Annotated in this window: 19 protein-coding genes and 3 tRNA genes; 13 read left to right on the top strand and 9 right to left on the bottom strand. The window is 56.0% G+C overall.

The window, feature by feature from the left end; genetic code table 11:
• Positions 1 to 23: 23 nt before the first annotated feature.
• The 3 genes from flbT to AC2T28_RS11335 all read right to left on the bottom strand — a co-directional run bounded on the left by flbT (position 24) and on the right by AC2T28_RS11335 (position 1728).
• Complete coding sequence (gene flbT, locus AC2T28_RS11345; RefSeq protein WP_486749106.1) at positions 24 to 428, bottom strand: flagellar biosynthesis repressor FlbT; 405 nt, start codon at positions 426 to 428, stop codon at positions 24 to 26.
• 1 nt (position 429) lies between these two features.
• A complete protein-coding gene (gene flaF / locus AC2T28_RS11340) occupies positions 430 to 801 on the bottom strand; it encodes a flagellar biosynthesis regulator FlaF (protein ID WP_486749105.1) in 372 nt (123 codons plus the stop codon).
• A 78-nt stretch (positions 802 to 879) separates the two neighbouring features.
• On the bottom strand, positions 880 to 1728 hold the full coding sequence (locus AC2T28_RS11335) for a flagellin N-terminal helical domain-containing protein (protein ID WP_486749104.1): 849 nt from the start codon (positions 1726 to 1728) through the stop codon (positions 880 to 882).
• Between the two features lie 624 nt (positions 1729 to 2352).
• On the opposite strand from AC2T28_RS11335, the gene AC2T28_RS11330 reads away from it, so the two are divergent.
• The 3 genes from AC2T28_RS11330 (at position 2353) to AC2T28_RS11320 (ending at position 2728) form a co-directional block, all read left to right on the top strand.
• Positions 2353 to 2429: transfer RNA gene (locus AC2T28_RS11330), tRNA-Asp, on the top strand.
• Positions 2430 to 2508: 79 nt separating this feature from the next.
• Positions 2509 to 2585 (top strand) — tRNA-Asp (locus AC2T28_RS11325).
• Positions 2586 to 2651: 66 nt separating this feature from the next.
• Positions 2652 to 2728: transfer RNA gene (locus AC2T28_RS11320), tRNA-Asp, on the top strand.
• Positions 2729 to 2906: 178 nt separating this feature from the next.
• On the opposite strand, the gene AC2T28_RS11315 is transcribed toward AC2T28_RS11320, so the two are convergent.
• Positions 2907 to 3290 carry a DUF4440 domain-containing protein gene (locus AC2T28_RS11315; RefSeq protein ID WP_486749103.1) on the bottom strand — a complete coding sequence of 128 codons (384 nt, stop codon included), beginning with the start codon at positions 3288 to 3290 and terminating at the stop codon, positions 2907 to 2909.
• A gap of 126 nt (positions 3291 to 3416) precedes the next feature.
• On the opposite strand from AC2T28_RS11315, the gene AC2T28_RS11310 reads away from it, so the two are divergent.
• Both AC2T28_RS11310 and AC2T28_RS11305 read left to right on the top strand, forming a co-directional pair.
• Positions 3417 to 3809: an acyl-CoA thioesterase gene (locus AC2T28_RS11310; RefSeq protein WP_486749102.1), complete on the top strand. Its 393-nt coding sequence runs from the start codon at positions 3417 to 3419 to the stop codon at positions 3807 to 3809.
• An 83-nt stretch (positions 3810 to 3892) separates the two neighbouring features.
• The gene (locus AC2T28_RS11305; protein WP_486749101.1) at positions 3893 to 4219 is read left to right on the top strand and encodes a low molecular weight protein tyrosine phosphatase family protein; all 327 of its coding nucleotides are present in this window, start codon (positions 3893 to 3895) and stop codon (positions 4217 to 4219) included.
• A gap of 87 nt (positions 4220 to 4306) precedes the next feature.
• Here AC2T28_RS11305 and AC2T28_RS11300 read toward each other — a convergent pair whose 3' ends face one another.
• The gene (locus AC2T28_RS11300) at positions 4307 to 5698 is read right to left on the bottom strand and encodes a M20/M25/M40 family metallo-hydrolase (protein WP_486749516.1); all 1392 of its coding nucleotides are present in this window, start codon (positions 5696 to 5698) and stop codon (positions 4307 to 4309) included.
• Positions 5699 to 6028: 330 nt separating this feature from the next.
• Here AC2T28_RS11300 and hemA point away from each other — a divergent pair, with 330 nt between their 5' ends.
• From hemA to ispG, 3 genes are all read left to right on the top strand, one after another.
• Positions 6029 to 7252: a 5-aminolevulinate synthase gene (hemA, locus tag AC2T28_RS11295; protein ID WP_486749100.1), complete on the top strand. Its 1224-nt coding sequence runs from the start codon at positions 6029 to 6031 to the stop codon at positions 7250 to 7252.
• A 128-nt stretch (positions 7253 to 7380) separates the two neighbouring features.
• Positions 7381 to 8589 (top strand): helix-turn-helix domain-containing protein, encoded by a 1209-nt coding sequence (locus AC2T28_RS11290; RefSeq protein WP_486749099.1) that lies wholly within the window; start codon positions 7381 to 7383, stop codon positions 8587 to 8589.
• A 106-nt stretch (positions 8590 to 8695) separates the two neighbouring features.
• Positions 8696 to 9814 (top strand): flavodoxin-dependent (E)-4-hydroxy-3-methylbut-2-enyl-diphosphate synthase, encoded by a 1119-nt coding sequence (gene ispG, locus AC2T28_RS11285; protein WP_486749098.1) that lies wholly within the window; start codon positions 8696 to 8698, stop codon positions 9812 to 9814.
• Positions 9815 to 9864: 50 nt separating this feature from the next.
• Here the strand turns inward: ispG and AC2T28_RS11280 are convergent, their stop codons facing one another.
• Both AC2T28_RS11280 and AC2T28_RS11275 read right to left on the bottom strand, forming a co-directional pair.
• Entirely contained in the window at positions 9865 to 10629 is a 765-nt protein-coding gene (locus AC2T28_RS11280) for a DsbA family protein (RefSeq protein WP_486749097.1), read from the bottom strand.
• Positions 10626 to 11978 carry a M48 family metalloprotease gene (locus tag AC2T28_RS11275; protein WP_486749096.1) on the bottom strand — a complete coding sequence of 451 codons (1353 nt, stop codon included), beginning with the start codon at positions 11976 to 11978 and terminating at the stop codon, positions 10626 to 10628. The genes AC2T28_RS11280 and AC2T28_RS11275 overlap by 4 nt, the downstream gene beginning before the upstream one ends.
• 22 nt (positions 11979 to 12000) lie before the next feature.
• Between AC2T28_RS11275 and AC2T28_RS11270 the strand changes: the two genes are divergently transcribed.
• The 3 genes from AC2T28_RS11270 to AC2T28_RS11260 all read left to right on the top strand — a co-directional run bounded on the left by AC2T28_RS11270 (position 12001) and on the right by AC2T28_RS11260 (position 17131).
• Positions 12001 to 13146 carry a pyridoxal phosphate-dependent aminotransferase gene (locus tag AC2T28_RS11270; protein ID WP_486749095.1) on the top strand — a complete coding sequence of 382 codons (1146 nt, stop codon included), beginning with the start codon at positions 12001 to 12003 and terminating at the stop codon, positions 13144 to 13146.
• An 87-nt stretch (positions 13147 to 13233) separates the two neighbouring features.
• Complete coding sequence (locus AC2T28_RS11265; protein WP_486749094.1) at positions 13234 to 14469, top strand: N-acetylmuramoyl-L-alanine amidase; 1236 nt, start codon at positions 13234 to 13236, stop codon at positions 14467 to 14469.
• A 163-nt stretch (positions 14470 to 14632) separates the two neighbouring features.
• Positions 14633 to 17131: a penicillin-binding protein 1A gene (locus AC2T28_RS11260; protein WP_486749093.1), complete on the top strand. Its 2499-nt coding sequence runs from the start codon at positions 14633 to 14635 to the stop codon at positions 17129 to 17131.
• Here AC2T28_RS11260 and AC2T28_RS11255 read toward each other — a convergent pair.
• Together AC2T28_RS11255 and AC2T28_RS11250 are read right to left on the bottom strand one after the other, a co-directional pair.
• Positions 17128 to 19545, bottom strand: coding sequence for a Hint domain-containing protein (locus tag AC2T28_RS11255; protein ID WP_486749092.1), 2418 nt, complete (start codon positions 19543 to 19545; stop codon positions 17128 to 17130). The two genes, AC2T28_RS11260 and AC2T28_RS11255, sit on opposite strands and share 4 nt — an antisense overlap.
• 182 nt (positions 19546 to 19727) lie before the next feature.
• A complete protein-coding gene (locus AC2T28_RS11250; RefSeq protein WP_486749091.1) occupies positions 19728 to 21473 on the bottom strand; it encodes a Hint domain-containing protein in 1746 nt (581 codons plus the stop codon).
• A 266-nt stretch (positions 21474 to 21739) separates the two neighbouring features.
• Here AC2T28_RS11250 and prfB point away from each other — a divergent pair, with 266 nt between their 5' ends.
• Together prfB and AC2T28_RS11240 are read left to right on the top strand one after the other, a co-directional pair.
• Positions 21740 to 22864, top strand: coding sequence for a peptide chain release factor 2 (gene prfB, locus AC2T28_RS11245; RefSeq protein ID WP_486749090.1), 1125 nt, complete (start codon positions 21740 to 21742; stop codon positions 22862 to 22864).
• A gap of 114 nt (positions 22865 to 22978) precedes the next feature.
• Positions 22979 to 24367, top strand: coding sequence for an amidase (locus AC2T28_RS11240; RefSeq protein WP_486749089.1), 1389 nt, complete (start codon positions 22979 to 22981; stop codon positions 24365 to 24367).
• The last annotated feature ends 25 nt before the right edge of the window (positions 24368 to 24392 follow it).

The raw sequence follows: 24392 nt of genomic DNA, 5'->3' as shown, positions 1-24392 counted from the left end.
GGATGGAACTGCCGGCTGAATTTTCAGTTAGGGTTCACCGCGATCAGGCGGTCCTCACGTGGAAGTAGGGTGCGCAATGCTTTCAGACACTTGTAGTGGTTGTTCTGAATGACTGCTTCGGTTGCTTCAGCCAGTGATGCCCGGCTGTCCGGGTCGGTGAACACCTGGCTCAGGTCTTCGATGCGGCGCAGCATTGGCAGCCGGTCTTCCTGGGCGTCAATGTCACCCGACAAGATCAACTGGGCTGCGTAACAGACCCGGCGCACCGGTGTGGTGGCTTCTTCAGGGTGGATGGCATCGCGCAAGCGCAGGATGTTGGCATCCGGGGTGACTATCGACAATCGGCTGCGCCGGTCACCGTTTTCAATCACCGCGCCGTTCACGAGGACGCGTTCTTTAGGGGCTAATTTTAGGACCAATCCGCTCATTTCATGGTGCTCCGCTGCGTAGGCCACGCATAATGGCCGTGTTGATTTCCACCAACGGTCTGACATCGGCTTCGCGAGCCAGGACCTTGCTGGAATATTGCATTGTGAACTCGGTCAGATAAGCCAAATGTTCTTTCAGCTCTTGCGGCAGTTGGTTTTTTGGGCTGGCAATGTCGGCCATAAAGATGGTCCACAGTTTGCGATTGTCGGTGAGAGCCGCCGCCAATGCACCAAACCCGTCTGGACCCTTGTTGGCAGCTGCAATCAATTTGTGAGTGATGCGTGCTACAGCGTCGTATTCAAGGTTTTTAAAGGTGCGGGTCGGGGCTTTGGCCGCCGAATAGGCCTGCTTCGCATGTCTGAGTGCGTTCACGTGAATTCCTTACGTCAATAATCTACAGATTCTCTGAGATGGGATGCCGGGGCATTAGGGTGCCCCGGCTCATGCCGTTTAACGGAACAGCTGCATGATCGATTCTGGAGCACCATTGGCGATCGACAGCGACTGAACTGCCAGCTGCTGCTGTGTCTGCAGAGCTTTTAGTCGGGCCGAAGCTTCTTCCATGTTGGTATCGGTCATCGAGCTGACACCCATTTTCATCGAGTCGGTCAGCTTGGAGACAAAATCACCCTGATCTTTCAGGCGGGCGGTATCGGCGCCCAGCTGGGCAGCACCATCAATGGCCAGAACCAAGAAGGCATCAATTTCACCCATGGCCGTAGCTGCGGTTGCGCTGTCTGTGATCGCTGTCAGGTTGGCTGCCAGGTCGATATTGGCTTCAAAATCAACGGTAGCAATGCTGATTTCAGTTGGTGTTGGCGTACCAGTTGCACCAACGCGATCCAGCGAGGCCAGAACACCAAGTGTGGTTGTTGTGTTGCCGTCAATATCAGAGGCCAGCAGGTTGGCACCATTGAACTGGGCCGCGGCGATGATGTTGGCAACCTGTTCACTTTTCTTGGTGATATCGTTCTGGATCTTAGTGTGGTCAACGTTTTCCGACTGTGCAGAAACGATCAGCTCTTTGATTTCAGTCAGCTTTTCCACGATCTGCTCAGCACCAGCCGAAGCCACGGCAACGGTTGCTTCGCCTACATGCAGGCTTTCCGAGATGGCGTTGAAGCCAGCGATATCGGATTCCATGGTCTTGGAGATAGCCCAAACAGCAGCGTTATCGCTTGCCTCACCCACACGTTTACCAGTTGAGATCTCGTTCTGAGCATCGGTCAAGTTGTTGTTCACAGATTGCAGAGTCTGCAGAGCAACCATTGCGCCATTGTTGGTCAGAATGCTGGTCATTATGTTTCTTCCTTTTTCTGCCAGGATTTTACCCAGCTTATTGCGGCCCTAATGGGCATTGTTGGTCCTGATGGACCTCTTCATCATGTCGTTTCTGACTGCTGCGTTCGGCCGGAAGCGTTCGCGCCACCCCGGTCCGAGATGCAAGCGGACATTGGCCCAATAGGTGCTAATGGAGTGCTAATTCAGAAAAACAGCATAGCTAGAATTTTCTCTAAATTGATTTGATCGCCAGTAAGCCAATCGGACTAAGCAAGGGGAGACGAGGTCTTAGAGGAGAGGCCTCTATATGAAGAGAGCACCAGTTGTTTGTGTCGCTTGCTCGAGAGCTGGTTGCTGAGCCGAAGTGGCCTGACCCGGGTAATTCTCTATTGCTTTGTCAGATGGTCACGGTCTTTCAGCTCAGAAGAATGTTCAGGCTGGTCTTTAAGGGCCGTGTCTTGAAATGAACCCAGTACTAGCTATTAGGTGTCTCGGATCTTCTGACGTATTTTCAGAGACTTGCCTGCTTGCGGGAATTTTTTTTCCCGAAAGGAGAGAAAAAGCCCAAACACCGCTTGACGATGCCCGAGACCTAGGAATATTACAGCCCAACATTCAGCAGCGATGCTGGATGGGCAGCAAGCGGTTGTAGCTCAGCTGGTTAGAGTGCCGGCCTGTCACGCCGGAGGTCGCGGGTTCGAGCCCCGTCAACCGCGCCACGCTGCCTTACCCACCTTGGGGAAATCAAGGTCCGCCCCGGAGGGGACTGGATTGCAAGGTCCGGTGAGAAGAAAATGCGCGGTTGTAGCTCAGCTGGTTAGAGTGCCGGCCTGTCACGCCGGAGGTCGCGGGTTCGAGCCCCGTCAACCGCGCCACTTCTTTCTCATCCTTCCTGAGGATATCAGGACCGCCCCGGAGGGGAGCGACCGCAAGGTCACTGCGCGGTTGTAGCTCAGCTGGTTAGAGTGCCGGCCTGTCACGCCGGAGGTCGCGGGTTCGAGCCCCGTCAACCGCGCCACTTACCCCTTTTATCTGAAATACCAGATGCCATGATTGGTTTTTTCTATCGTTGGCGCGCGTGTTTTCGATTTGCACCGAATAGGGACCACAGCACGCCACAGGCGTGCTGCCATGCCCAACTGGACCAACCCTTATCAAGGGGCATGGGCCGGGCGGGAGCCCATGGTCGACTTGTATCACGCCGCTGGTGTGTCCTGACTGAAACTGTTCAACCAGCCCTCAGCATCCCGTTCCCAGAGCGACGAGATATACATGACTTCGTCTTTGTCACCCTCAACCGCACGATACTGGGCGCGATAGCTCAGCAACACAGCATCGGGTGAAATGATCCGCAACTGCGTCTGGCACAGGTCGTACGACACCATGCTTGGCCCGTTTTCCAGCTGCTCACAGTGTCCAGCCTTGGCGCAGTAGCCTGACGGATAAACGCCAAGGAAGTCTTCGGTTAGCATTTGCCCATCTGCCTCAGGGTCGCCTGCTACAAGGGCCTCCCAGACCCTGGTTTCATGTGCGACGATTTCAGCCAGCAACGGGCCGCTTGTTAGTGTTTGTTTTTCCATGCTTGCAGGGTGCTCCGTCGCGCAACACATTGCAAGTCGACTGAAAACTGCCCTTAGATTTGTTGACTTCTTGCCGAACGCCATACCTGAAAACCGTATGTAGAACAGACAGATCAGGAGGTCGAGATGAGCAAAAAGGTTCAGCCCCCCGACACCCAGCCCACCATCCGCGTGATTGCGATGCCAACGGATACCAACCCTGCAGGTGATATCTTTGGCGGTTGGTTGATGAGCCAGATGGACCTTGCAGCAGGCACCATTGCCGCGCGAGTGTCCAAGGGGCGGGCATCGACAGTATCCGTTGATCAGATCCAGTTTCATCAGCCGGTTACAGTAGGGGACGAAGTGTCTTTCTATGCCGACCTTTTGAAAATTGGCCGTACTTCCATGCGAATCAAGGTGCGCGTCTGGAGCCGCGCGCGCCATCAGGAGGAAAGCAATCCAGTGACCGAAGGGGTATTCACCTTTGTCGCGCTTGATGAAAACGCCCGTCCGCGTCCAGTTGTCCGAGAGGTCTAGCCGATGTTAGAGGCAGAATTGATAAAGAGTATTCTGTCCCTGCCCAATATTTACATCATTAGGGCCGGAGCTATGATCATCGAATGAAAGTACTATTTGTTTGCACCGCCGATGAACTTAGAAGCCCAACTGCCGAGGATGTCTTTGGCGATTGGCCGGGTATTGAAGCTGTTTCTGCAGGCACAAGTTCTGATGCGCCACGACCATTGACCAAGGATCTGGTTGCGAACGCTCACCTAATTTTTGCAATGGAAAGCCATCACCGCGATCGAATTCGAAAGAAATTCAAGAAACGCCCAGGGGATAGCAAAATCATAACACTGCATATACCTGATGAGTATGAGCGCGGAGATGCGGAGCTTGTTGAATTACTCAAGAGTAAAATTTCTCCCTACCTGCAGGGTCACTAGCTCAGTTCATTTTAAAACATAGACATAGTCTTAAGAGAAAAGGCAGCACCCGCTTGCTGGCGAGCGCTGCCCGAAACTAGGTAGACTTTATTGGTTGGTCAGTGCGTCCAGAATACGCGCCCATGAGCGGATACCTTTGTGGAAGCTCTTCAGGTCGTATTTTTCATTAGGTGAGTGGATCGCATCGTCATCATTGGCATAGCCAACCAGCATCGCATCCATATCCAGAACGGACTTAAAGAAACCGGCAATTGGAATCGATCCACCCATACCGCAGAACACCGCCTCGCGGTTCCATTCATCCGACAGCGCACCGCGGGCGGCTTCGAACTCAGGACGAGAGATATTCATCACAGAGGCGGGTGATCCCTCCAGATCCTGATCCCAAACAACTTTGGCATCGGGCGAAAGCTGGCTGTTTACATGCGCGCGAATCTTTTCGCGCAGCGCATCCGGATCCATATCGCCCACCAGACGGCAGGTGATTTTGCAGTGCGCCTCCGATGGCAGCACAGTCTTGGAACCCGCGCCGTTATATCCACCCCACAACCCGTTCACTTCCAGTGTTGGTCGCGCCCATTGTTGTTCCAGCGTGGAATAGGCCTTTTCGCCATGCGCCTGCGTGTAGCCAACCGAGTTCAGATACTCGGATTCGTCAAACCCACAGTTTTCCCACTGGCGCAGCTGGTCGGCTGGCACCTCGTGAACGCCCTCATAGAATCCTTCAACAGCAACGCGACCGGTCTCTTGATCGTAAAAACTGTCGATGATTCGTGAAATCTCACGCAGCGGGTTTAGGCCAGGGCCGCCATAGTGGCCCGAGTGCAGATCGATACGCGGGCCGATGATGGTGAACTCATCTTTCAACATGCCACGCAGTTGCGAGGCAATCGACGGCACGCCGCGAGACACCATGGAAGTGTCACAGATCAGCGCAATGTCGGCCTTCAGCTCCTCGGCGTGCTCTTCCATGAAAGGAATCAGCGACGGGGAACCGGACTCTTCCTCGCCTTCAAAGAAGAAGGTGATGCGGCAGGGCAGGGAGCCATGCACCGCTTTCCAGGCACGACAGGCTTCGACAAAAGTCATCAGCTGGCCCTTGTCATCCGACGATCCGCGACCTCGGATTACAGTGCCATTTGGAGTTTCTTCCAGCTGCGGTTCAAACGGAGGGTTGTCCCACAGGTCAAGCGGATCAACGGGTTGCACGTCATAATGACCGTAAAACAGTACGTGTGGTACATCACTGTCCTTATCGCCGACATGACCAACAACCATCGGATGGCCTGGGGTGGGGCGCTTGGCAGCATCAACGCCAATGGATTTCAGGTCTGCCACCAGCCAGTCGGCGGCTTTGTCACAGTCTGCCTTATAGGCTGGATCGGTCGAGATCGACTGGATCCGCAGCAGTTCCATCAGGCGGTTGGTGGCGGTGTCCAGATCATTGTCGATCTGGGCCAATACGTTATCAAGCGACATCAATTTCTCCAGCATGTCGAGGTGTTTTGTCGCAGAGCCTAGCAGTGGCGGTCGGCATGGACCAGACCAAGCAAAGAAGGACTTTCAAGATAGTCTATATTGTTTGTTCGCTTCCGATTGGCGACAAATCAGGCGCAAATTGCTGAAACCGGTCGCTTGGCGTTCTTGCCGAGCCCCAAACAAAGGTCTATTTGATCCACATCAAGGCTACGGCGGCTCGACGGGACGTATGTGGTTGATCGAAACGGGCGCGCAGGTTTACTATTCACAAAGGTGAATACGGCACAGTCGCCTCAACTCCGGGGTGCCGGGAAAGCTATGGAGAAACCGGTGGACTATACCGCGAAACTCGACACAGCAATCGACCAATTGCACGAAGAAGGTCGCTACAGGACCTTTATCGATATTGAGCGCCAAAAGGGCCAATTTCCGCATGCAGTCTGGACCCAGCCGGATGGCAGCCAGAAAGACATTACCGTCTGGTGTGGCAACGACTATCTTGGAATGGGGCAGCATCCTGTTGTGCTTGAGGCCATGCACGAAGCGATTGACGCAACTGGCGCAGGCTCGGGCGGTACTCGCAATATTTCTGGCACCACTGTCTATCACAAACGGCTCGAGGCCGAGTTGGCGGATCTGCATGGCAAAGAAGCTGCACTGCTGTTCACCTCAGCCTATATCGCCAATGACGCAACGCTTTCGACTTTGCCTAAGCTTTTTCCTGGTCTGATCATCTATTCGGATGCGCTGAACCATGCCTCGATGATCGAAGGTGTGCGCCGCAACGGTGGTGCCAAACGCGTGTTCCGTCATAATGACGTCGAACATCTGCGTGAACTGCTGCAAGCTGATGATCCGTCGGCGCCAAAACTGATCGCCTTTGAATCGGTATACTCGATGGATGGCGACTTTGGTCCGATCGAAGAGATTATCGAACTGGCCGAAGAGTTTAACGCGCTAACCTACATCGACGAAGTGCACGCGGTGGGCATGTATGGCCCACGCGGTGGCGGCGTGACCGAACGCGACAATCTTGCGCATCGTATCGACATCATCAACGGCACCCTGGCCAAGGCTTACGGTGTGATGGGCGGCTATATCGCAGCCAGCGCCAAGATGGTGGACGCTATTCGCTCCTATGCGCCAGGCTTTATCTTCACCACCTCGTTGGCCCCAGCTGTTGCCGCGGGTGCCGCTGCCTCTGTTGCCTACCTGAAACAGGCACCTGAACTGCGTGAACTGCACCAGCAACAGGCCAAAATTCTAAAACTACGGCTCAAGGGGATGGGCTTGCCTATCATCGATCACGGCAGCCACATCGTTCCCGTGATGGTTGGTGACCCGGTGCATACCAAAAAGTTGAGTGACATGTTGTTGGCCGATCATGGCATCTATGTGCAGCCAATCAACTTCCCTACTGTGCCACGCGGCACCGAACGACTGCGTTTCACACCGTCGCCAGTCCACGGACCCAAGGAGATTGATGCCCTTGTGTGTGCAATGGACGCTCTGTGGTCCCATTGTGCGCTGAATCGTGCCGATCTCGCAGGCTAAGTCACTAGCCCCCTACAAATTATTTTTGAATGTGTTACCAATTCGTCAACGAAAGGGCACAATCGAATCGATGGGATGATTCGTCAGGTGTTCTGGAGACTACGTGGCGGGCAGGTTAGGAAAGCGGCATGATTAGGCGCATTACTCAGCGCAGATCCAAGGCGCAAGAAGTCGTCGAACCCAAAAGCTTTGATGATTATGAGTTTCGATTGGGTGACGCCATGCGCGGTGAGCGCGCAACTTTGGGTAAGTCACTGCTGGATGTGCAACGGGAATTGCGAATCAAAGCCTCCTACATCGCTGCCATCGAAAACTCGGACCCAACCGTATTTGACACCCCCGGCTTCATCGCTGGGTATGTGCGTTCTTACGCTCGGTATCTGAATATGGATCCCGAACAGGTGTTCGATGATTTCTGCCGCGAAAGCGGGTTCGAAGTGGCCCATGGTATGTCTGCCAAGGCGTCGAGCAAACGCGAGGGCCCAGCCCCTATTGCCACTGGCATGGGTGGGTTAGGGACCGATGCCTTTACCGCGCCTAATACCCCCTTTGCACCCAAAAGTGGCAGTGCCTTTGCCAATTTCGAAGCGCGGGCGATTGGTTCATCGTTGGTGTTGCTTGCTCTGATCGGTGGTATCGGATTTGGCGGCTGGACGGTACTGAAACAAGTGCAACAGGTACAAATGGCCCCAGTTGAGCAAACACCCGTGGTATTGGCAGAGCTGGACCCCCTACAAGGCGCAGGATTGAACCCCGTAATTTCCGAAGATGGCCCCTCGGCTGATGCGCTACACCGTTTGTATCGTCCGCAGGCTCTGGATGTTCCAGTTATGATGGCGCGGGACGCTCCGATTTCGACGCTCGATCCCAGCAGCTTTGGCAGCTTTGCTGCGCCTGTAAGCCCCAGTACAGAGGTTGCCGAGACCCGGCGTTTGGCTGGCATGTCTTCATTGACTGCGCCACAGCCTCAATCGGTACCACAAGTTGTTGAACAAGCGGCTCCGAAAATGGAAATGGTTGCGGTACGCAAATCTTGGGTGCGGGTCAGCGCGGCAGACGGCAGTGTGATCTTCGAAGGTATTATGCAACCGGGCCAACGTTATGAAGTTCTTGCAACTGAAGAGGCACCATTGCTGCGCACGGGCGAAAGCAGCGCCATCTATTTTGCTTTGAATGGCGCGCACTTCGGCCCTGTTGGAAGCCGTGGCCAAGTCACCAAAAATCTGCCGTTGTCTATTGATGGCGTGGTAGAGCGTTTCAACGTTGCCGATCTCGAGCAAGATCGGGATCTTGCAAAAATGGTGGCGGAACTCGAAGCGGGCGTGGTTTCGGAGTAAGACATCAGTCGCACTCAACACAGTTGCCTTAACACGCATGTGCCATTGCAGCGGGCCGGATCTGCGCGTATCTGAAGGTAACTGATCTTTAGCCTGGATCCCCAACATGTCGATCAATCACATCCGCCCTTGGCGCAATATCGAACGTCGTAAAAGCCGCCAGATCATGGTGGGCAATGTGCCAGTTGGTGGCGACGCACCTATTGCAGTGCAGACCATGACCAACACGCTGACCACGGATATTGCTGCAACTATCGCCCAGGTGCAGGCCGCCGCGGAGGCAGGGGCCGATCTGGTGCGGATTTCGGTTCCCGACGAGGCATCATCCAAGGCCTTGAAAGAGATCGTGGCGGAAAGCCCGGTGCCGATCATTGCCGACATACATTTCCACTATAAACGTGGGATCGAGGCCGCTGAGGCAGGGGCTGCCTGTCTACGTATCAACCCCGGCAACATCGGGAATGAAACCCGTGTTGCCGAGGTTATTAGAGCCGCTAAGGACCACAACTGTTCGATCCGTATCGGAGTCAACGCCGGGTCATTGGAAAAGCACCTGCTAGAAAAATATGGCGAACCTTGTCCTGATGCGATGGTTGAAAGCGGGCTGGATCATATCCGCATCCTGCAGGACCATGATTTCCACAACTACAAGATCTCGGTCAAAGCCTCTGATGTCTTCATGTCCGCCGCCGCCTATCAGCAGCTGGCCGATGCCACCGATGCGCCGATCCATCTTGGCATCACCGAGGCTGGCGGCTTTGTCTCTGGCTCGGTTAGATCGGCGATTGGTCTGGGACAGCTTTTGTGGATGGGCATCGGTGACACCCTGCGGGTATCTTTGAGCGCCGATCCGGTGGAAGAGGTCAAAATTGGCTTTGAAATCCTGAAATCTCTTGGCCTGCGTCACCGTGGCGTCAACATCATCTCGTGCCCGTCCTGTGCGCGGCAGGGGTTTGATGTGATCAAGACGGTTGAAGCGCTAGAAGATCGTCTGGCCCATATCCACACCCCAATGAGCCTGTCGATCATCGGCTGCGTGGTCAACGGCCCTGGCGAGGCGCTGATGACCGATGTTGGCTTTACCGGTGGTGGGGCAGGATCAGGGATGGTTTATCTGGCAGGCAAGGCCAGCCACAAGATGAACAACGACCAGATGATCGATCACATCGTTGGCGAGGTCGAAAAAAAGGCCGCCGCTTTGGAAGCCGAAGCAGCGGCGGAATAGGTCACTGAGCTGAGCGCGAAAGGTGCGTGCAAACACGCACCCTACACATATCAGCCACGCTGATCGCGTTTATCAGCTACAATGATCGACAACTGATCGGCAGGCAGATAACCGCGCAGCAATTCATCCTGCAGTACAAAGGTTGGGGTGCCCGAGATCTTCATCCGCTGTGCCAGCGCACGGGTCTGAGTTAGCTCATAGGTGATTTCGTCGTCGTCCATCATGGCCATGATTGCATCTGTATCAAGCGCCAGGCCGTCGGCCAGGCGGCGCAGCGACACCTCGTTTGGCTCACCGTTGAGTGCGATCAGTGCATCATGCACCTGCTTATAGGCGCCGTCACCGGCCACAATCCGGGTTGCAATAGCAAAGCGAGAGGCCAGCATCGAAGCATCGCCCAGGATTGGGAACTCTTTGACCACCAGACGGATATTGCCATCCTCGGCCAGCAATCTTTCAACCTCGGGAGCGGCGCGTTTACAAAATCCACAGCGATAATCCATGAATTCAACCAGCGTGATGTCCCCGTCCGGGTTGCCTCCAACCCAGGAATAGCCGTCGTCCTGTAGCTCATCCAAATTGGCCGCAACCAACTCGTTGTCTTGCATGGCCTCAGCCGCAGCTTGCTGTTGCTCCAGCAGGTTGACCGCCTCGATAATCAATTCCGGGTTTTCAAGAATATACTGCCGTACCGCCTTGCCAAAGGCCTCACGTTCAGCTGCGTTCATCTCATTCAGATCAAGCGCCTGAACCGGAGCAGTCAGCAACGCAAGTGCGGTTGCAGCGCCAGTAAAGGCGCGGGGTAAGCGGATCATTTTCTCTTCCTTTTTTGGTATTGTTCCGCGGCGACCAGTACATCCTGTGCACGGCGCCATGTGGGGGCTCCGCGTGGCAGCAGGGCGGTAGCACGCTTTGCGTGTCGTTCAGCGTCCTCCATCCGGCCACGCAGGGCGTATCGTTCAGCGGTGACCAGCGCTGCCATACCGTTTTGTCCGATCTTGGCATAGGCAATGGACATATCCCGCAGCAATCGCGCATCGCGGAAATCCCTGGCGCGGGCTTTCTCCATGGCTTGAATGGCCTGCTTTGGCTTTCCTGCTGCCAGCAATGCACGACCATATCCACCCAGAATAAGAGGCTCGGTTGGGGCAAGATCAACAGCCCGTTTATAAGCCGCCAAAGCCTCGTTCCAGCGCCGGTTCTCCATCAGGATCTGGCCCTTTAAATCATAGTAAAAGGCGTCATTGGGTCGAAGAGACAGAGCTTTGTTAAGGGAGTTCAGCGCCTTGTTTAGCTTGTTCTGACGGTGAAAAGCGACGGATTCGCGCAATAACCGAATATCTTTGTGCGCTTCCTCACTTGCGCGGCGGCTGGTCCATTTGGGAGAGCGTAAAAAGGCTGACAGCTTGCCGCGCACGCGGGCAAACCAATAGTCTGCGGTGGCGTCACGACTGGTGTCTCCGCCATAGCTGGCGGCATAGGCCTTGGCTGCGCGCACTCGGTCTCGGCTGAGCGGGTGCGACCGCGAATAGGGATCTTGGTTGGCCGCGCTGAGCAATTCTTGGCCCGCAAAAATCTGGTGCAGGTCAACCATTCCCTGCGGGTTGATGCCTGCGCGGGTCAAATATCCGGCGGCGGAGCGGTCAGCCGATGCTTCCTCGGCGCGAGTATGGGCCAGAAAGCTGCGAAAGGCAGAGCTTTGAATACCAATTGCAAGACCTCCGGCGGCTTCGCCAGCTCCGGCCGCGGCCGCCAATACGGCCAGTGCCATGCCCAATCCAGCCACCGAATTGGCCGATCGCATGTTTTGCATGCGGCGCGACAGGTGGCCATTGGCGATATGGGCGGCCTCGTGGGCAATGACGGCTTGCAACATCTCGGGGCTTGTGACCTTCAGGATCAAGCCGTAATTCACAAAAATGGTCTGCGAATCAATGACAAAGGCGTTGAAGCTGGAATCGTTGACCACCAGAACCCGCACGCGTTTAGGATTTAAGCCAGCCGCATTCAGCACCGGCGTGGCCAGTTTGTTTAGCCCGTGTTCAATGTCTGCATCACGCAGCAAGGTAATCGCGGCCGAGGGCAGGGCCGAGGCCACAAAGAATAGCGCACTCAACAATAGGGCCGGGATTGACGCCAGCCTGGATAAACGGTCAAAAGTCATGGCCGCACCATGGGAGACAAAGATGCGAAACTCAACCCGGTCTCAAGTCGATCCCTTCATTGTGATGGATGTGATGGAAGCCGCGCGCAAAGCTGAAGAAGCGGGGCGCCACATTATCCATATGGAAGTTGGCCAACCTTCGACCGGTGCACCACTGGGGGCGCGTCGTGCACTGGCTGCTGCGCTGGAAGACAACAACCTTGGTTATACGGTGGCCCTGGGCCTGCCTGAACTGCGCCAACGCATCGCTCAGCTCTATGGTGAATGGTATAACGTTGATCTGAGCCCAAACCGGGTGATCGTGACGCCGGGGTCTTCCGGGGCGTTTCTGCTTGGCTTTACCGCTCTGTTTGACAGTGGCGATCGGGTCGGCATCGGCGCACCGGGCTATCCATCATATCGGCAGATCCTCAGCGCCTTGGGACTGACACCGGTGGATATCCAAACCGCGGCGGAAAACCGCTTGCAGCCAGTTGCTGGAGATCTGGAAGGGCTGGATCTAGCCGGATTGATGGTGGCCTCGCCCGCCAACCCAACCGGCACCATGCTGGATCACACCGCCATGGGGGGCTTGATCGACGCGGCCAAGTCACAAAACGCCAGCTTTATCTCGGATGAGATTTATCATGGGCTGGAATACGAGGCCAAGGCGGTGACGGCGCTGGAACTGACCGACGAGTGTTACGTTATTAATTCCTTCTCCAAGTTCTTTTCCATGACCGGCTGGCGTGTTGGTTGGATGGTGGTGCCTGACGACCATGTGCGGGTGATCGAGCGGATCGCGCAGAACATGTTTATCTGCGCCCCCCATGCCAGCCAGGTTGCCGCGTTGGCGGCTTTGGATTGCCAAGATGAGATGCGCGAGAACCTGGCCGTCTATGCCAAAAACCGTCAGCTGATGTTGGAGGGCCTGCCCAAAGCAGGCTTCACCAATATCGCGCCTCCCGATGGGGCGTTTTATGTCTATGCTGATGTGTCAGACATGACCCAGGACAGCCGTGCCTTTGCCGCCGAGATCCTGGACAAAGCCGGGGTGGCGGTGACACCGGGGCTAGATTTTGACCCTGTGCGCGGCGCAACCACGCTGCGGTTTTCCTATGCGCGGTCTACCTCGGATATCGAAGAGGGGCTGGCGCGGTTGAAACAGTTTATGGAACAACGCGCATAAGAGCGGTTCGTTCTGGTCCAATCAACGGCGTTTCAGTCTGATGCAGATCGAACTGTGGTGCACAAGACCAACAAAGGCTTGGGGTTAATGAGCAGAGTATTCACTTTTATGGCTGTCTTGTGGGCATGCCTCGCGCAGCCGGGCTTGTCTCAGGAATTCAGTGGCTTGGCGCGTGTTGTTGCCGAGAAAAGCCAGATCACAGATGGTGATGACGGCGGCACGGACATTGTTCTGGGGCTCAGTCAGGGTGTGCCCTATCGTCTGTTTACCCTGAACAACCCACCTCGCTTGGTTCTGGATTTTCAAGAAGTCGACTGGCGGGGGTTGAGCTCCAAGGCGCTGCTGCAGGGAGAGCGGATCTCCGAGGCGAAATTTGGTACCTATGTGCCCGGGTGGTCGCGGATGGTGTTGCAGATGGCAGATCCCATGATGATCAATAGCGCAGCCCTCGAAATTGATACTGTCACGGCTCATGCCAACCTGCATGTGACACTGAATCCGGCAAGCGCCGAAGAGTTCGCTGCCAATGCCGGTGCGCCGTCGGATCCGCGCTGGGATCTGCCAGCAGCCGAAGTCTTGCCTGCGCCAGTGACCAAGTCGCCAGACGCGCCCCTTCTGGTGGTGCTGGATCCAGGCCACGGCGGCATCGATCCGGGGGCCGAGGCACATGGGGCCCATGGGACTGTGGTCGAGAAAGAGCTGATTTTAGGTTTTGCCATCGAACTGGGCGAGGCCTTGGTGCGGTCGGGCCGGTTCCAGGTCCAGCTCACTCGCGATGGCGACTATTTTGTGTCGCTGGAACGTCGGATTGCACTGGCTCATCAGGCTGGCGCGGATGTTTTCATTTCCCTGCATGCAGATGCCCTGTCTGACGGTATGGCGCATGGGGCAACGGTGCATGTGCTGTCGCCCGAAGCTTCCGATGTGGCCTCGGCCAAACTGGCTGAACGCCATGATCGCAGCGATCTGTTGGCGGGCGTTGATCTGAGTGACACAGATGATCGTGTGACCGGTATCCTGCTGGATCTGGCGCGACAGGAAACCCAACCGCGCAGCGATGCGCTGGCGCAGTCTTTGGTCAAGGGCATGAGCGATCAAGGCGGGCCGATGAACCGCCGACCCTTGCGATCAGCAGGTTTTTCAGTGCTCAAAGCAGCTGACATTCCTTCGGTGCTAATCGAGATTGGATTTCTGTCGAGCCCCCGGGATCTGGCAAATATTCAAGATCCTGCTTGGCGCAAGGACATGATTGCCGGGATCTTGAGCGGTTTGGTGACTTGGCGCGAGGAAGACGCAGCACGCCGCGCTCTGGTGCGTCAATAGCGGTAAAAGTGGCGTTGTTTGGGGCTCTGTACCAACCCCCGGGATATTTTTGGCCAGATCAAGATCCGGCGCAGCGAGTGGTGGCGTGAAATCGCCATCTGTTGTTTTGACCATTTGCGCTGGCCCCCTTATATAGACGGCATGTGCACAGGAAGGCAGTACAGTGCTTAGGTTTATTCTCTCATTCTTTGGCTCCATTTTTAGTACCATAACACTAGGTATTGCGATGGTGGCCCTGACAATTGGCGCAGTGTTCTGGATTTATGGGCGTGATTTGCCCAGCCACGAATCATTGGCGCAATACCAGCCGCCAACCATCAGCCGGATCTATTCCGGTGAGGGGCAGTTGATTGATGAATTCGCCAAAGAGCGCCGCCTGTTTACACCGTCAGATGAGATCCCTGATCTAGTGAAACAGGCATTTATCTCGGCCGAGGATAAGCACTTTTATAGCCACCAAGGCTACGACCTAGGTGGCATAGCCAAGGCAGCCTATGAAGCGGTTGTCTCGGGTGGCAAAAGCGTTCGTGGGGCTTCGACCATCACCCAGCAGGTGATGAAGAACTTTTTGTTGTCTGGTGACCGCAAGGCCGCGCGTAAGATCAAGGAGATCATTCTGGCAACACGTCTAGAAGAGACCCTGAACAAAGAACAGATCCTCGAACTCTATATGAACGAGATCTTCCTCGGTCAGAACTCATACGGGGTGGCCGCAGCCTCGCAGACCTATTTCAACAAAACCCTAGGTGAGCTTGCTCCGCACGAGGCGGCTTTTCTGGCCTCTCTCCCCAAAGCGCCGGGCAAATTTCATCCGGTGCGTGGCAAGCAGCGTCTGACAGATCGCCGTAACTATGTACTGCGTGAGATGTTCCAGAACGGATATATCTCTGAGGCAGTTTTCAAGGTAGAAGTCGAGCAACCGCTGCGCTCGGTTCAGAATGGTGATTTTGAGAGCTTCCGCACTGCCCTGCCGCCCCGCGATTACTTCACAGATGAGATTCGCCGTCAGCTGTCGGTTGATTTTGGCGAGGGTGAGTTCTTCACCGGTGGCTTTACCGTGCGGGCAACAATTGATGAGGAAATGCAAACAGTTGCAGCGCTTTCCTTGCGTACGGCACTGGAAAAATACGACCGCTCGCGTGGGGTCTGGCGTGGCACCGATCTGACCATTTCGGCTGAGCAGCTAAACGGGGATGCCTGGCGGGAGACGCTGGCTGAACTGGAAGTGCCACGCGATGTCATTCTGGGGGGCAATTGGTTGCCCGCTGTAGTGCTGGGTGTTGGTGACAAGGAGTTGCAGGTCGGCGTTGATGGCGTGGATGAGATTGGCGTAGTCCCGCGCGCTGACATCAAATGGATGAAAGGCAGCTTCCAGGACAACCTGACTGTTGGTGACGTGGTCCATGTTGTTGCCGAAACCAAGGATGACGCGTTCCAGCATTGGTCGCTGCGTCAGGTGCCCGAGGTGCAGGGCGGCTTCGTGGCGATGGACGTTAATACCGGCCGTGTTATTGCGATGCAGGGCGGGTTCTCGTACCAGCATTCGGTGTTCAACCGCGCAACCCAGGCCCAGCGTCAGCCCGGTTCCAGCTTCAAGCCCTTTGTCTATGCCGCCGCGCTGGACAGCGGCTATAGCCCGGCGACCATTGTTGTGGATGCCCCGATTGAGGTGAACACACCCCAAGGCCTGTGGCGCCCACGAAACTCCTCCAACAAATTCTATGGCCCAACCCCGTTGCGCACCGGCATTGAACGTTCGCGGAACCTGATGACCATTCGTCTGGCGCAGGAAGTTGGAATGCCGGTGGTGGCCGGTTACGCCGAACGCTTTGGTGTTTACGAGGAAATGGGACCTTATCTGGCCAACTCGCTGGGATCCGAAGAGACCACACTGTACAAAATGGTCACGGCTTACGCGATGTTTGCCAATGGCGGGGAGCGCCTGGAGCCAACCCTGGTTGACCGTATTCAGGACCGCGAAGGCCAAACGATTTACCGCCATGATGATCGGGATTGTGTCGATTGTTCTTCGGTGTCACTGCCAGCAGGCGCAGCACCGCGTATTGTGACCGACCGTGATCAGGTGATGGATCCGATCACCGCCTATCAGCTGACGTCGATGATGCGGGGCGTGGTTGAACGCGGCACAGCCTCGGGCAATGTGAACCTTGGCGTTCCGACCGCAGGCAAAACCGGGACCACAAACGAGGCGCGCGACGTTTGGTTTGTCGGCTTTACCTCCAACATCGTGGCAGGTTGCTACATCGGCCACGACCGGCCACGGCCCTTGGGGCGCGGCACTTTTGGTGGCAATACCTGTGGTCCGGTGTTCCAGCAGTTCATGAAAGAAGCCACAGCAAAATATGGTGGCGGTCCGTTTGACGTGCCGCCCGGTGGTCACTTCATCAAGATTGACCGGTTCACCGGCGCGCGCTTGCCGGATGAGGCCAGCGGTGAATATGTAGTTGCCGAGTACTTCCGCGATGGCGCCGAGCCGATCTTTGGTCTGAGCTATGACGGTGGTTTTGCCATGGGCTCAAACCTGCCGCTGTTCGAAGAGGTCAACTCAACCGGGCGTCAGGTCACCACCTCAAGCGGCGGTACTGCTGTTCTGGGCCCCAAGGCGACCTTTGGCACCGTCAGTTCCGGTGGATTGTACTAGCTCAACGTCCTGGCTTCTTTGCCAGACAGGCAGTGCCGTGCCGTCCGCTCGTAGCCCAAGTGAGCTGAGCGCAACTCGGGAGCGTGGCGAAACAGATCGTTGCGAACCTGATCATCCAGCGCCTCCAGTGCCTGGTCGCCGGGAAAGAAGCTTTCAGTCGGAGCATCTTCTGCAAAGATGATCTCGTGGCGATCCATCAGCAGGTGGACATAGGTGACCATACCGCCCACCTGACGGCGGATCGTCTGATCGTTCAGCATATGACGGGCAGTCACCAAAACTTCGGATTCGCCAAACAGGCACTGTGCCATGGAGCCGCGATACAGCATGCGGTGCTGGGGTGAGACCAGCAGATCGCGCGAGGCGCCAAACTGTCCCTTGGCAATCCGGATAGGTGCCAGATCGCCCAGAGCAGGGGTGGTGGTCTGGCCAATCCAGCGAATGGGCTGCGGGCCGTGATCACGGGTCAGCACCAGATCGCCCGGCTCCAGCATTTCAATAAACCGAGGACCAGCGGGGGTGGCGATGCGCGTGCCCGTTGTAAAACAGATGATCTGCTCGATATTCGAGAAGTTGACAACCGTGCCGTCTAACAGCGTCGCATAGCCCGCCAGTGTCCCGTCGGGTGACGTGCTGGTGATTGTAACGCCATCCGAATTTGTCAGACCGTTAAAGTTCAGGACGTCCCAATCAGTCGTTCCCCCTTCGCCACCATCAATCGTGATGGTCGAAGACCCCGCTTCGGCGTAGTCGGTCAAGGTGATGGAATCGCTGTCATCTCCGGCATCAACCGTGTCACCTTCGGCGACAAGGATCATGTCGTCGCCAGCGCCGGCCAGAACACTGTCAGCGCCTTGGCCACCAATGAATGTATCCGCGTTGGCGCCACCGTCTAAGGTGTCATTACCGTCGCCCCCATCCAGGGTATCGACCCCAATGCCGCCGACGAGTGAATCATTTCCGCCTTCGCCATAAAGGACGTCGGTGTTTACCCCGCCGTCCAGCGTGTCGTCCCCGTCGCCGCCATAAAGCGTGTCGTTTTCTTTGTCACCCAGCAGCAGGTCATTGCCTTCGCCGCCATATAACAGGTCGTTGTGATGCCCCCCATCCAGGGTGTCGTCGCCGATGCCGCCAGATAAAGTGTCGTGACCATATCCACCCTGCAGGCTGTCTGCGCCTTCTTGTCCATACAGGTGGTCATTGCCAACGCCCCCTTGCAGGGTGTCATTGTCTAGCCCGCCATCCAGAACATCGTCCCCGTCGCCGCCAGAGAGAACATCCGCACCTTCTTCACCAAACAGGGTGTCGTTCCCACCTTCGCCATATAGCGTGTCGTTGCCCGCGCCCCCTGCAAGGCTGTCATCGTATCCGATGGGTTCGATGTCCGGCAGCGTAAAGCTCACGTCGGTCACCATGTAATCAGAACCATCAGTCAGATCTGTCTGAATGTTGGCAGTCAAAACCAGCTGGTCAAAATCTCCAACCCCGCTGATCGCAACGCTTCCTACCCCTGTCCCTGCGGTGTCTTCGGTGAAATCGCCTTCGGCGACCAATACCCCGTCATTATAGACCGCCCAGTGGCCTGTTTCGGCGTAGCTAGATGTATAAAGGTGTTCAAAGCTGAAGTTCGCGTCGCTGACATCGTTTTCAAATTGAATTATCAGCGCTTCGGACAGGCCTGTTGCCTTGTCATACCCAATCTGTTCGGTCACGCCACTGTCCGAGTCACTCACAGATCCGGCCACGCCAAAACCACCATCGTAAGAAGACAGGTTTGATGCGTTTGCCGCTGTCAGTGCGCCTCCTGATATGCTCTGGGCGGTGACGGTATATCCGTTAGAGGTCTCCGTAACGTTGGCGTCCGTGATGTTGACTGTGCTTCCAGCGTCGCCCGAGCTGGTATCACCATAGATGACATCATCGCCACCGTCTCCGCTGATGCTATCGCCTCCGGCTCCCCCATAAATGGTGTCACTTCCGTCACCAGCAAGCACAGTGTCATTCCCTGCACCGGCTTCAATTTGGTCGTCATTACCGGACAGTCCACCGCCCGCACCGTTATCGATTTGATCCGAGTCAGGATCAATATAGGAGGCATCGATAAGATCCACCCCGGCTGTGCCGTCAATTGTGCCATCCAGCGCAGAATAGGTTGGTGGGTTTGTTGCCGTTGCCGAGCTCAGGCTATCAACCGCGCCATAGCTTGGCACAAAATAGACATTGCCATCCGTTCCAAGGACATAGCTGCCGTTTTCTACCTCATTGGAGTAAAAGCTACCTCCGGCGGTTCCAGTCCATGTCCACTGACCACCCCCAAGGACCTGATCAGACGTAAAACTGGTATAGGACCCCGAAATCACATCTCCCGAGTCAAGGCTGCCATCGCCTAGTGATACCAGATAACCTTGGGCCATACTGCTGTTCCCGTACACAAAATTGAGCCCAAAAAAATGGACCTTTTGTGAACAGGTACAGGGAACTGATTTGCGGAAATTTTACGTTTCTGTAGAAAATACGCACAGTTTTAGCTACCCAGCGGCTGACAGCCCTAGGGTATTGAAAATGCGAATGATATTTTTTGGTACATTAGAGAAATTTATTGGCGCAAAATGCTGGCTTCCTTGCTGGACAGGCACTGTCGTGCAGTAGAATGGTAGTTTGAATTGCGGGTGCGTAGCTCGGGCGCATGGCAAAACAGATCGTTACGAACCTGATCCTCCAGTGCTTCCATCGCCTGATCGCCGGGAAAGAAGCTCTCGGTTGGCGCATCTTCGGCAAAGATGATCTCGTGCTGGTCCATGAGCAGGTGGACATAGGTAACCATACCACCGACCTGGCGGCGGATGGTTTGATCGTTCAGCATATGACGGGCCGTTACCAGCACTTCGGTGTCTCCAAACAGGCACTGCGCCATGGAACCGCGATACAGCATCCGATGCTGGGGTGAGACCAGCAGATCGCGCGTGGCGCCAAATTGGCCCTTAGCAATACGGATCGGGGCCAGATCGCCCAGGGCAGGGGTGGTGGTTTGACCAACCCAGCGAATGGGCTGCGGGCCATGATCGCGCGTGAGCACCAGATCACCCGGTTCCAGCGTTTCAATAAGCCGTGGGCCAGCGGGGGTCGCAATCCGTGTCCCGGTGGTGAAACAAATGATCGTTTCAATGCCGGTAAAGGCCACGGTGCTGCCATCGGACAACAGGGCTGTCCCGGTTAGGCCGGTAACTGGATCGGTTGAGGTGATGTTGACACTGCCGGGCACCAGATGGCCGTTAAAATGCAGGGTGTCTCCAGCGATCTGGACATCATCGCCACCGATGATGGTGATGGATTGAGATCCGCTCTCCAACAGGTCGTCGATCACGAAACTGTCGTCACCAGATCCGCCATCCAATGTGTCGCCTTGGGTAGCCCACAGCCAGTCGTCACCGGCGCAACCATCTACAACATCCGCACCTTGCGCCCCTTTGAGGATGTCGCCGCCATCGCCACCGGTTAGGCTATCGTCACCATAACCGCCATCCAGAAGATCAGCGCCAGCCCCACCATGCAGGGTATCGCTTGCCCCACCACCGTGCAGCGTGTCATTGCCGACATCCCCCATCAGGAGGTCACTGTCGTCGCCGCCCATAAGGCTATCATCGCCTGCGCCACCATGCAGCGTATCTTGGCCGTAGGACCCCATTAGGGTGTCGTTGCCATCACCACCATAGGCCGCATCATTTCCGTCGCCGCTTTGCAGAAGGTCAGCACCGTCTTCGCCCCACATCTGGTCGTTGCCATCGCCGCCTGACAGTGTGTCGTTACCAAGGCCGCCCAAAATGGCATCATCGCCAGCTCCACCTTCAACGCTGTCATCGCCAGAGCCCGCATAGACGGTGTCGTTATCTGCTCCTGCTTTCACCGTGTCATTACCGTCACCGGCGTTGATGGTGTCTTGGTTGCCGCTTGCGCCGCCGCCGTTGCCATTGTCTACCCCGTCACCATCCGAGTCGACGTAGCTGGAATTGATCAGATCATCGCCAGAGGTTCCATCGATGACCCCATCCGCACCCGAGTAGCTGGGGGCGGTGGTGACGGTTGCGCCTTCTAGGGTATCAACCGCACCATAATACGGGACGAAGTAGACGTTGCCGTCAGTGCCCAGAAAATAGTCCCCGTTTTCGACTTCGTTTGCGTAGTAAACCGGCGGATCATCTTCGTCATCGGTGACATATCCGGTCCATGTCCAGGTTCCTGCGCCAAGCGCGGTATCGGTTGTGAAACTCGAATAAGGTCCAACAATGGTATCGCCTGAGTCGAGCGAGCCATTGCCTAGCTGTACGATGTAACCCTGGAGCATACCTGTTTGTCCTTGCAGCACTTTTTTTGTTTTTGCTCGACGACCATGATGCTTTCGCAAAATAACCGTGAAATTGTGCTACAAAGTGAAGGTTACTTTTTCTTTGACTAAGAAATGTTTTAGTCCTTCTCCATTTCTATATTTTCAATAGGTTTAATTAAAATTGTTCGGGCTAACGCTGTTCTGGCCATAACTTGCAGTCTGCTTGCCCGCGACGCTCGGGTGGTTTATCACGCAGCACTGACAGGTCATTCCAAGGAAATCCAATGCGCGCCGAGATCCAGAACTTTGTGACTCAGATTGAAAAATCGCTCGAGCTGCTCGCCCAGCGGATGGACAAGGATACCGCGCCTCATCGGCTTGAGGAATTTGACGCACGTGTCGAAGATCCCAACCTATGGGATAACGCTGAAGCGGCCCAGAAGCTTATGCGTGAACGGCAAATGCTGGTGGACGCTATGGAGACCTACAACGGCATCGCGCAGGATATGACCGACAACATCGAACTCATCGAGCTGGGCGAGATGGAAGAGGACGATGAGGTCATCGCAGACGCCGAACAGGCACTGCAGGCGCTGGCGGAAAAAGCTGCCAAAAAAGAGCTGGAGGCGCTGCTGGATGGCGAGGCTGACAGCAATGATACTTTTCTTGAGATCAACTCGGGCGCGGGTGGCACCGAAAGTTGCGACTGGGCCTCGATGCTGGCGAGGATGTATATTCGATGGGCCGAAAAGAAGGGCTATAAGGTTGAACTACAATCCGAAAGTGCTGGCGAAGAAGCTGGCATCAAATCTGCAGCTTACAAAATTTCCGGTCATAACGCCTATGGTTGGCTGAAATCCGAAAGTGGTGTCCACCGTCTGGTACGGATTTCACCGTTTGACTCGGCTGCCAAGCGCCACACCTCCTTTACCTCGGTCAAAGTTTACCCCGTGGTAGACGACAATATCGAGATCGAGGTGAACCCGGCGGATATCCGCATTGATACCTACCGCTCTTCGGGCGCAGGTGGTCAGCACGTCAACACCACCGACTCGGCGGTGCGGATTACCCACCATCCCACCGGTATTGTTGTGACCAGCTCGGAAAAATCCCAGCACCAAAACCGCGACATCGCGATGAAGGCCCTGAAATCTCGTCTGTACCAGATGGAGCTGGATAAACGCAGCGCGCTGGTGAATGAGGCCCACGAAAACGCTGGGGATGCAGGTTGGGGTAACCAGATCCGTTCATACGTTCTGCAGCCGTACCAGATGGTCAAAGACCTGCGTACCAGTCATGAGACCTCGGACACCAAGGGTGTTCTGGATGGGGATCTGGATGGCTTTATGGCGGCGACGCTGGCGCTGGACGTTGCTGGCAAAAGCCGGGCCGAAGCGCAGGGCGTCTAGGCCTTAAGCCACCGCAATACATACATTTCGGTAAGATGTATGTGAGACGTGTATTTGCATCTGAAAATCCTCAGGCTAGGCTGCGCATGACTTTAACATGAGCTGCCAAATCCTATGTCTATGACCTTCCGCTCTGCGTCTGATTTACTGGGTGAATTGCGCAGGAATAGCCTATCTGCCGTCGATCTGATGCAGGCAACGCTGGATCGTATTGATGCGGTAAACCCGGCATTGAACGCAATTGTTTCGCTGCGAGACCGTGATCAGTTGATGGCCGAGGCCAAAGCCGCCGATCAAGCCCCCAATCGGGGCGTGCTGCACGGTCTGCCCATTGCGGTTAAAGACCTGGCCAATGTGGCAGGCCTGCGATCTACCCAAGGTTCGCCATCGCTTGCGGATTTTGTGCCGCAGAAAGACGATCTGATCGTTGAACGCATGCGCCGCGCTGGGGCGATTTTTATCGGCAAGACCAATACGCCCGAGTTCGGCTTGGGCTCTCATACGTTCAATCCTGTTCATGGGGCGACCCTAAACCCGTATGATCCAATGCGCACCTGTGGCGGGTCTTCCGGCGGCGCAGCGGTGGCGCTGGCCTCGGGGATGCTAGCGCTGGCGGATGGGTCTGACATGATGGGCAGCCTGCGCAACCCGGCGGGGTGGAACAATGTCTACGGGTTCCGTCCCAGCTGGGGCAGGGTGCCGCCGGAACCCGATGGCGATCTGTATTTGCACCAGCTTTCCACACTGGGGCCAATGGCGCGCAGTCCTGGTGATATCGAGCTGTTGCTGGATGTCATGGCAGGCACGGATCCTCGGGCGCCTTTGTCGCACGACCTTTCAGAGAGCCGGGCGCAGTCGGGGCCCAAGCGCATTGGCTGGCTGGGTGACTGGGGCCGGGCGATCCCGATGGAAGCCGGAGTTCTGGCGCAGTGCGAAAGCGCGTTGAAGGTGTTTGAGGAACTGGGGCATGTGGTTGAACCAGTGGCGCCGCCGTTCCCTGCTGAACAGATCTGGGACAGCTGGATCACCCTGCGTTCCTTTGCAGTGGCGGCGGGGCTCAAAACCTTTGTCGGTCGAGAGGACCAGTTGAAAGATACCGCAATCTGGGAGCTGCAACGTGGCTTGGCACTGACCGGCGCGCAGATCCAGAAGGCATCAGAGCAGCGCTCGAACTGGCACCGGGCGGCGGTGAAGCTGTTCCAAGACTATGACGCGCTGGTGATGCCCACCGCCCAATGCTGGCCGTTTGATGTGGAGATTGATTACCCGCGCGAGATCGCAGGTGTTGCTATGGATACCTATCACCGGTGGATGCAGGTTGTGGTGCCGGTGAGCCTGTTGGGGCTCCCCAGTCTTGCTGCACCAGCTGGGTTTGGTGCTGCGGGCCTGCCGATGGGCATACAGATCTTTGGCGCGCTTGGGCGCGACCGGGAGATTTTGGAACTGGGTAAAGGGTATCATGAGGCCACCAAGTGGCCCGAGAAACGACCACCACCCCGGTGAACAGGCAGATTGTCTTTGGGAGGAG

The sequence above is a fragment of the Parasedimentitalea nitratireducens genome, assembly GCF_057444295.1.
This window is presented reverse-complemented; position numbering and strand designations above follow the sequence as displayed.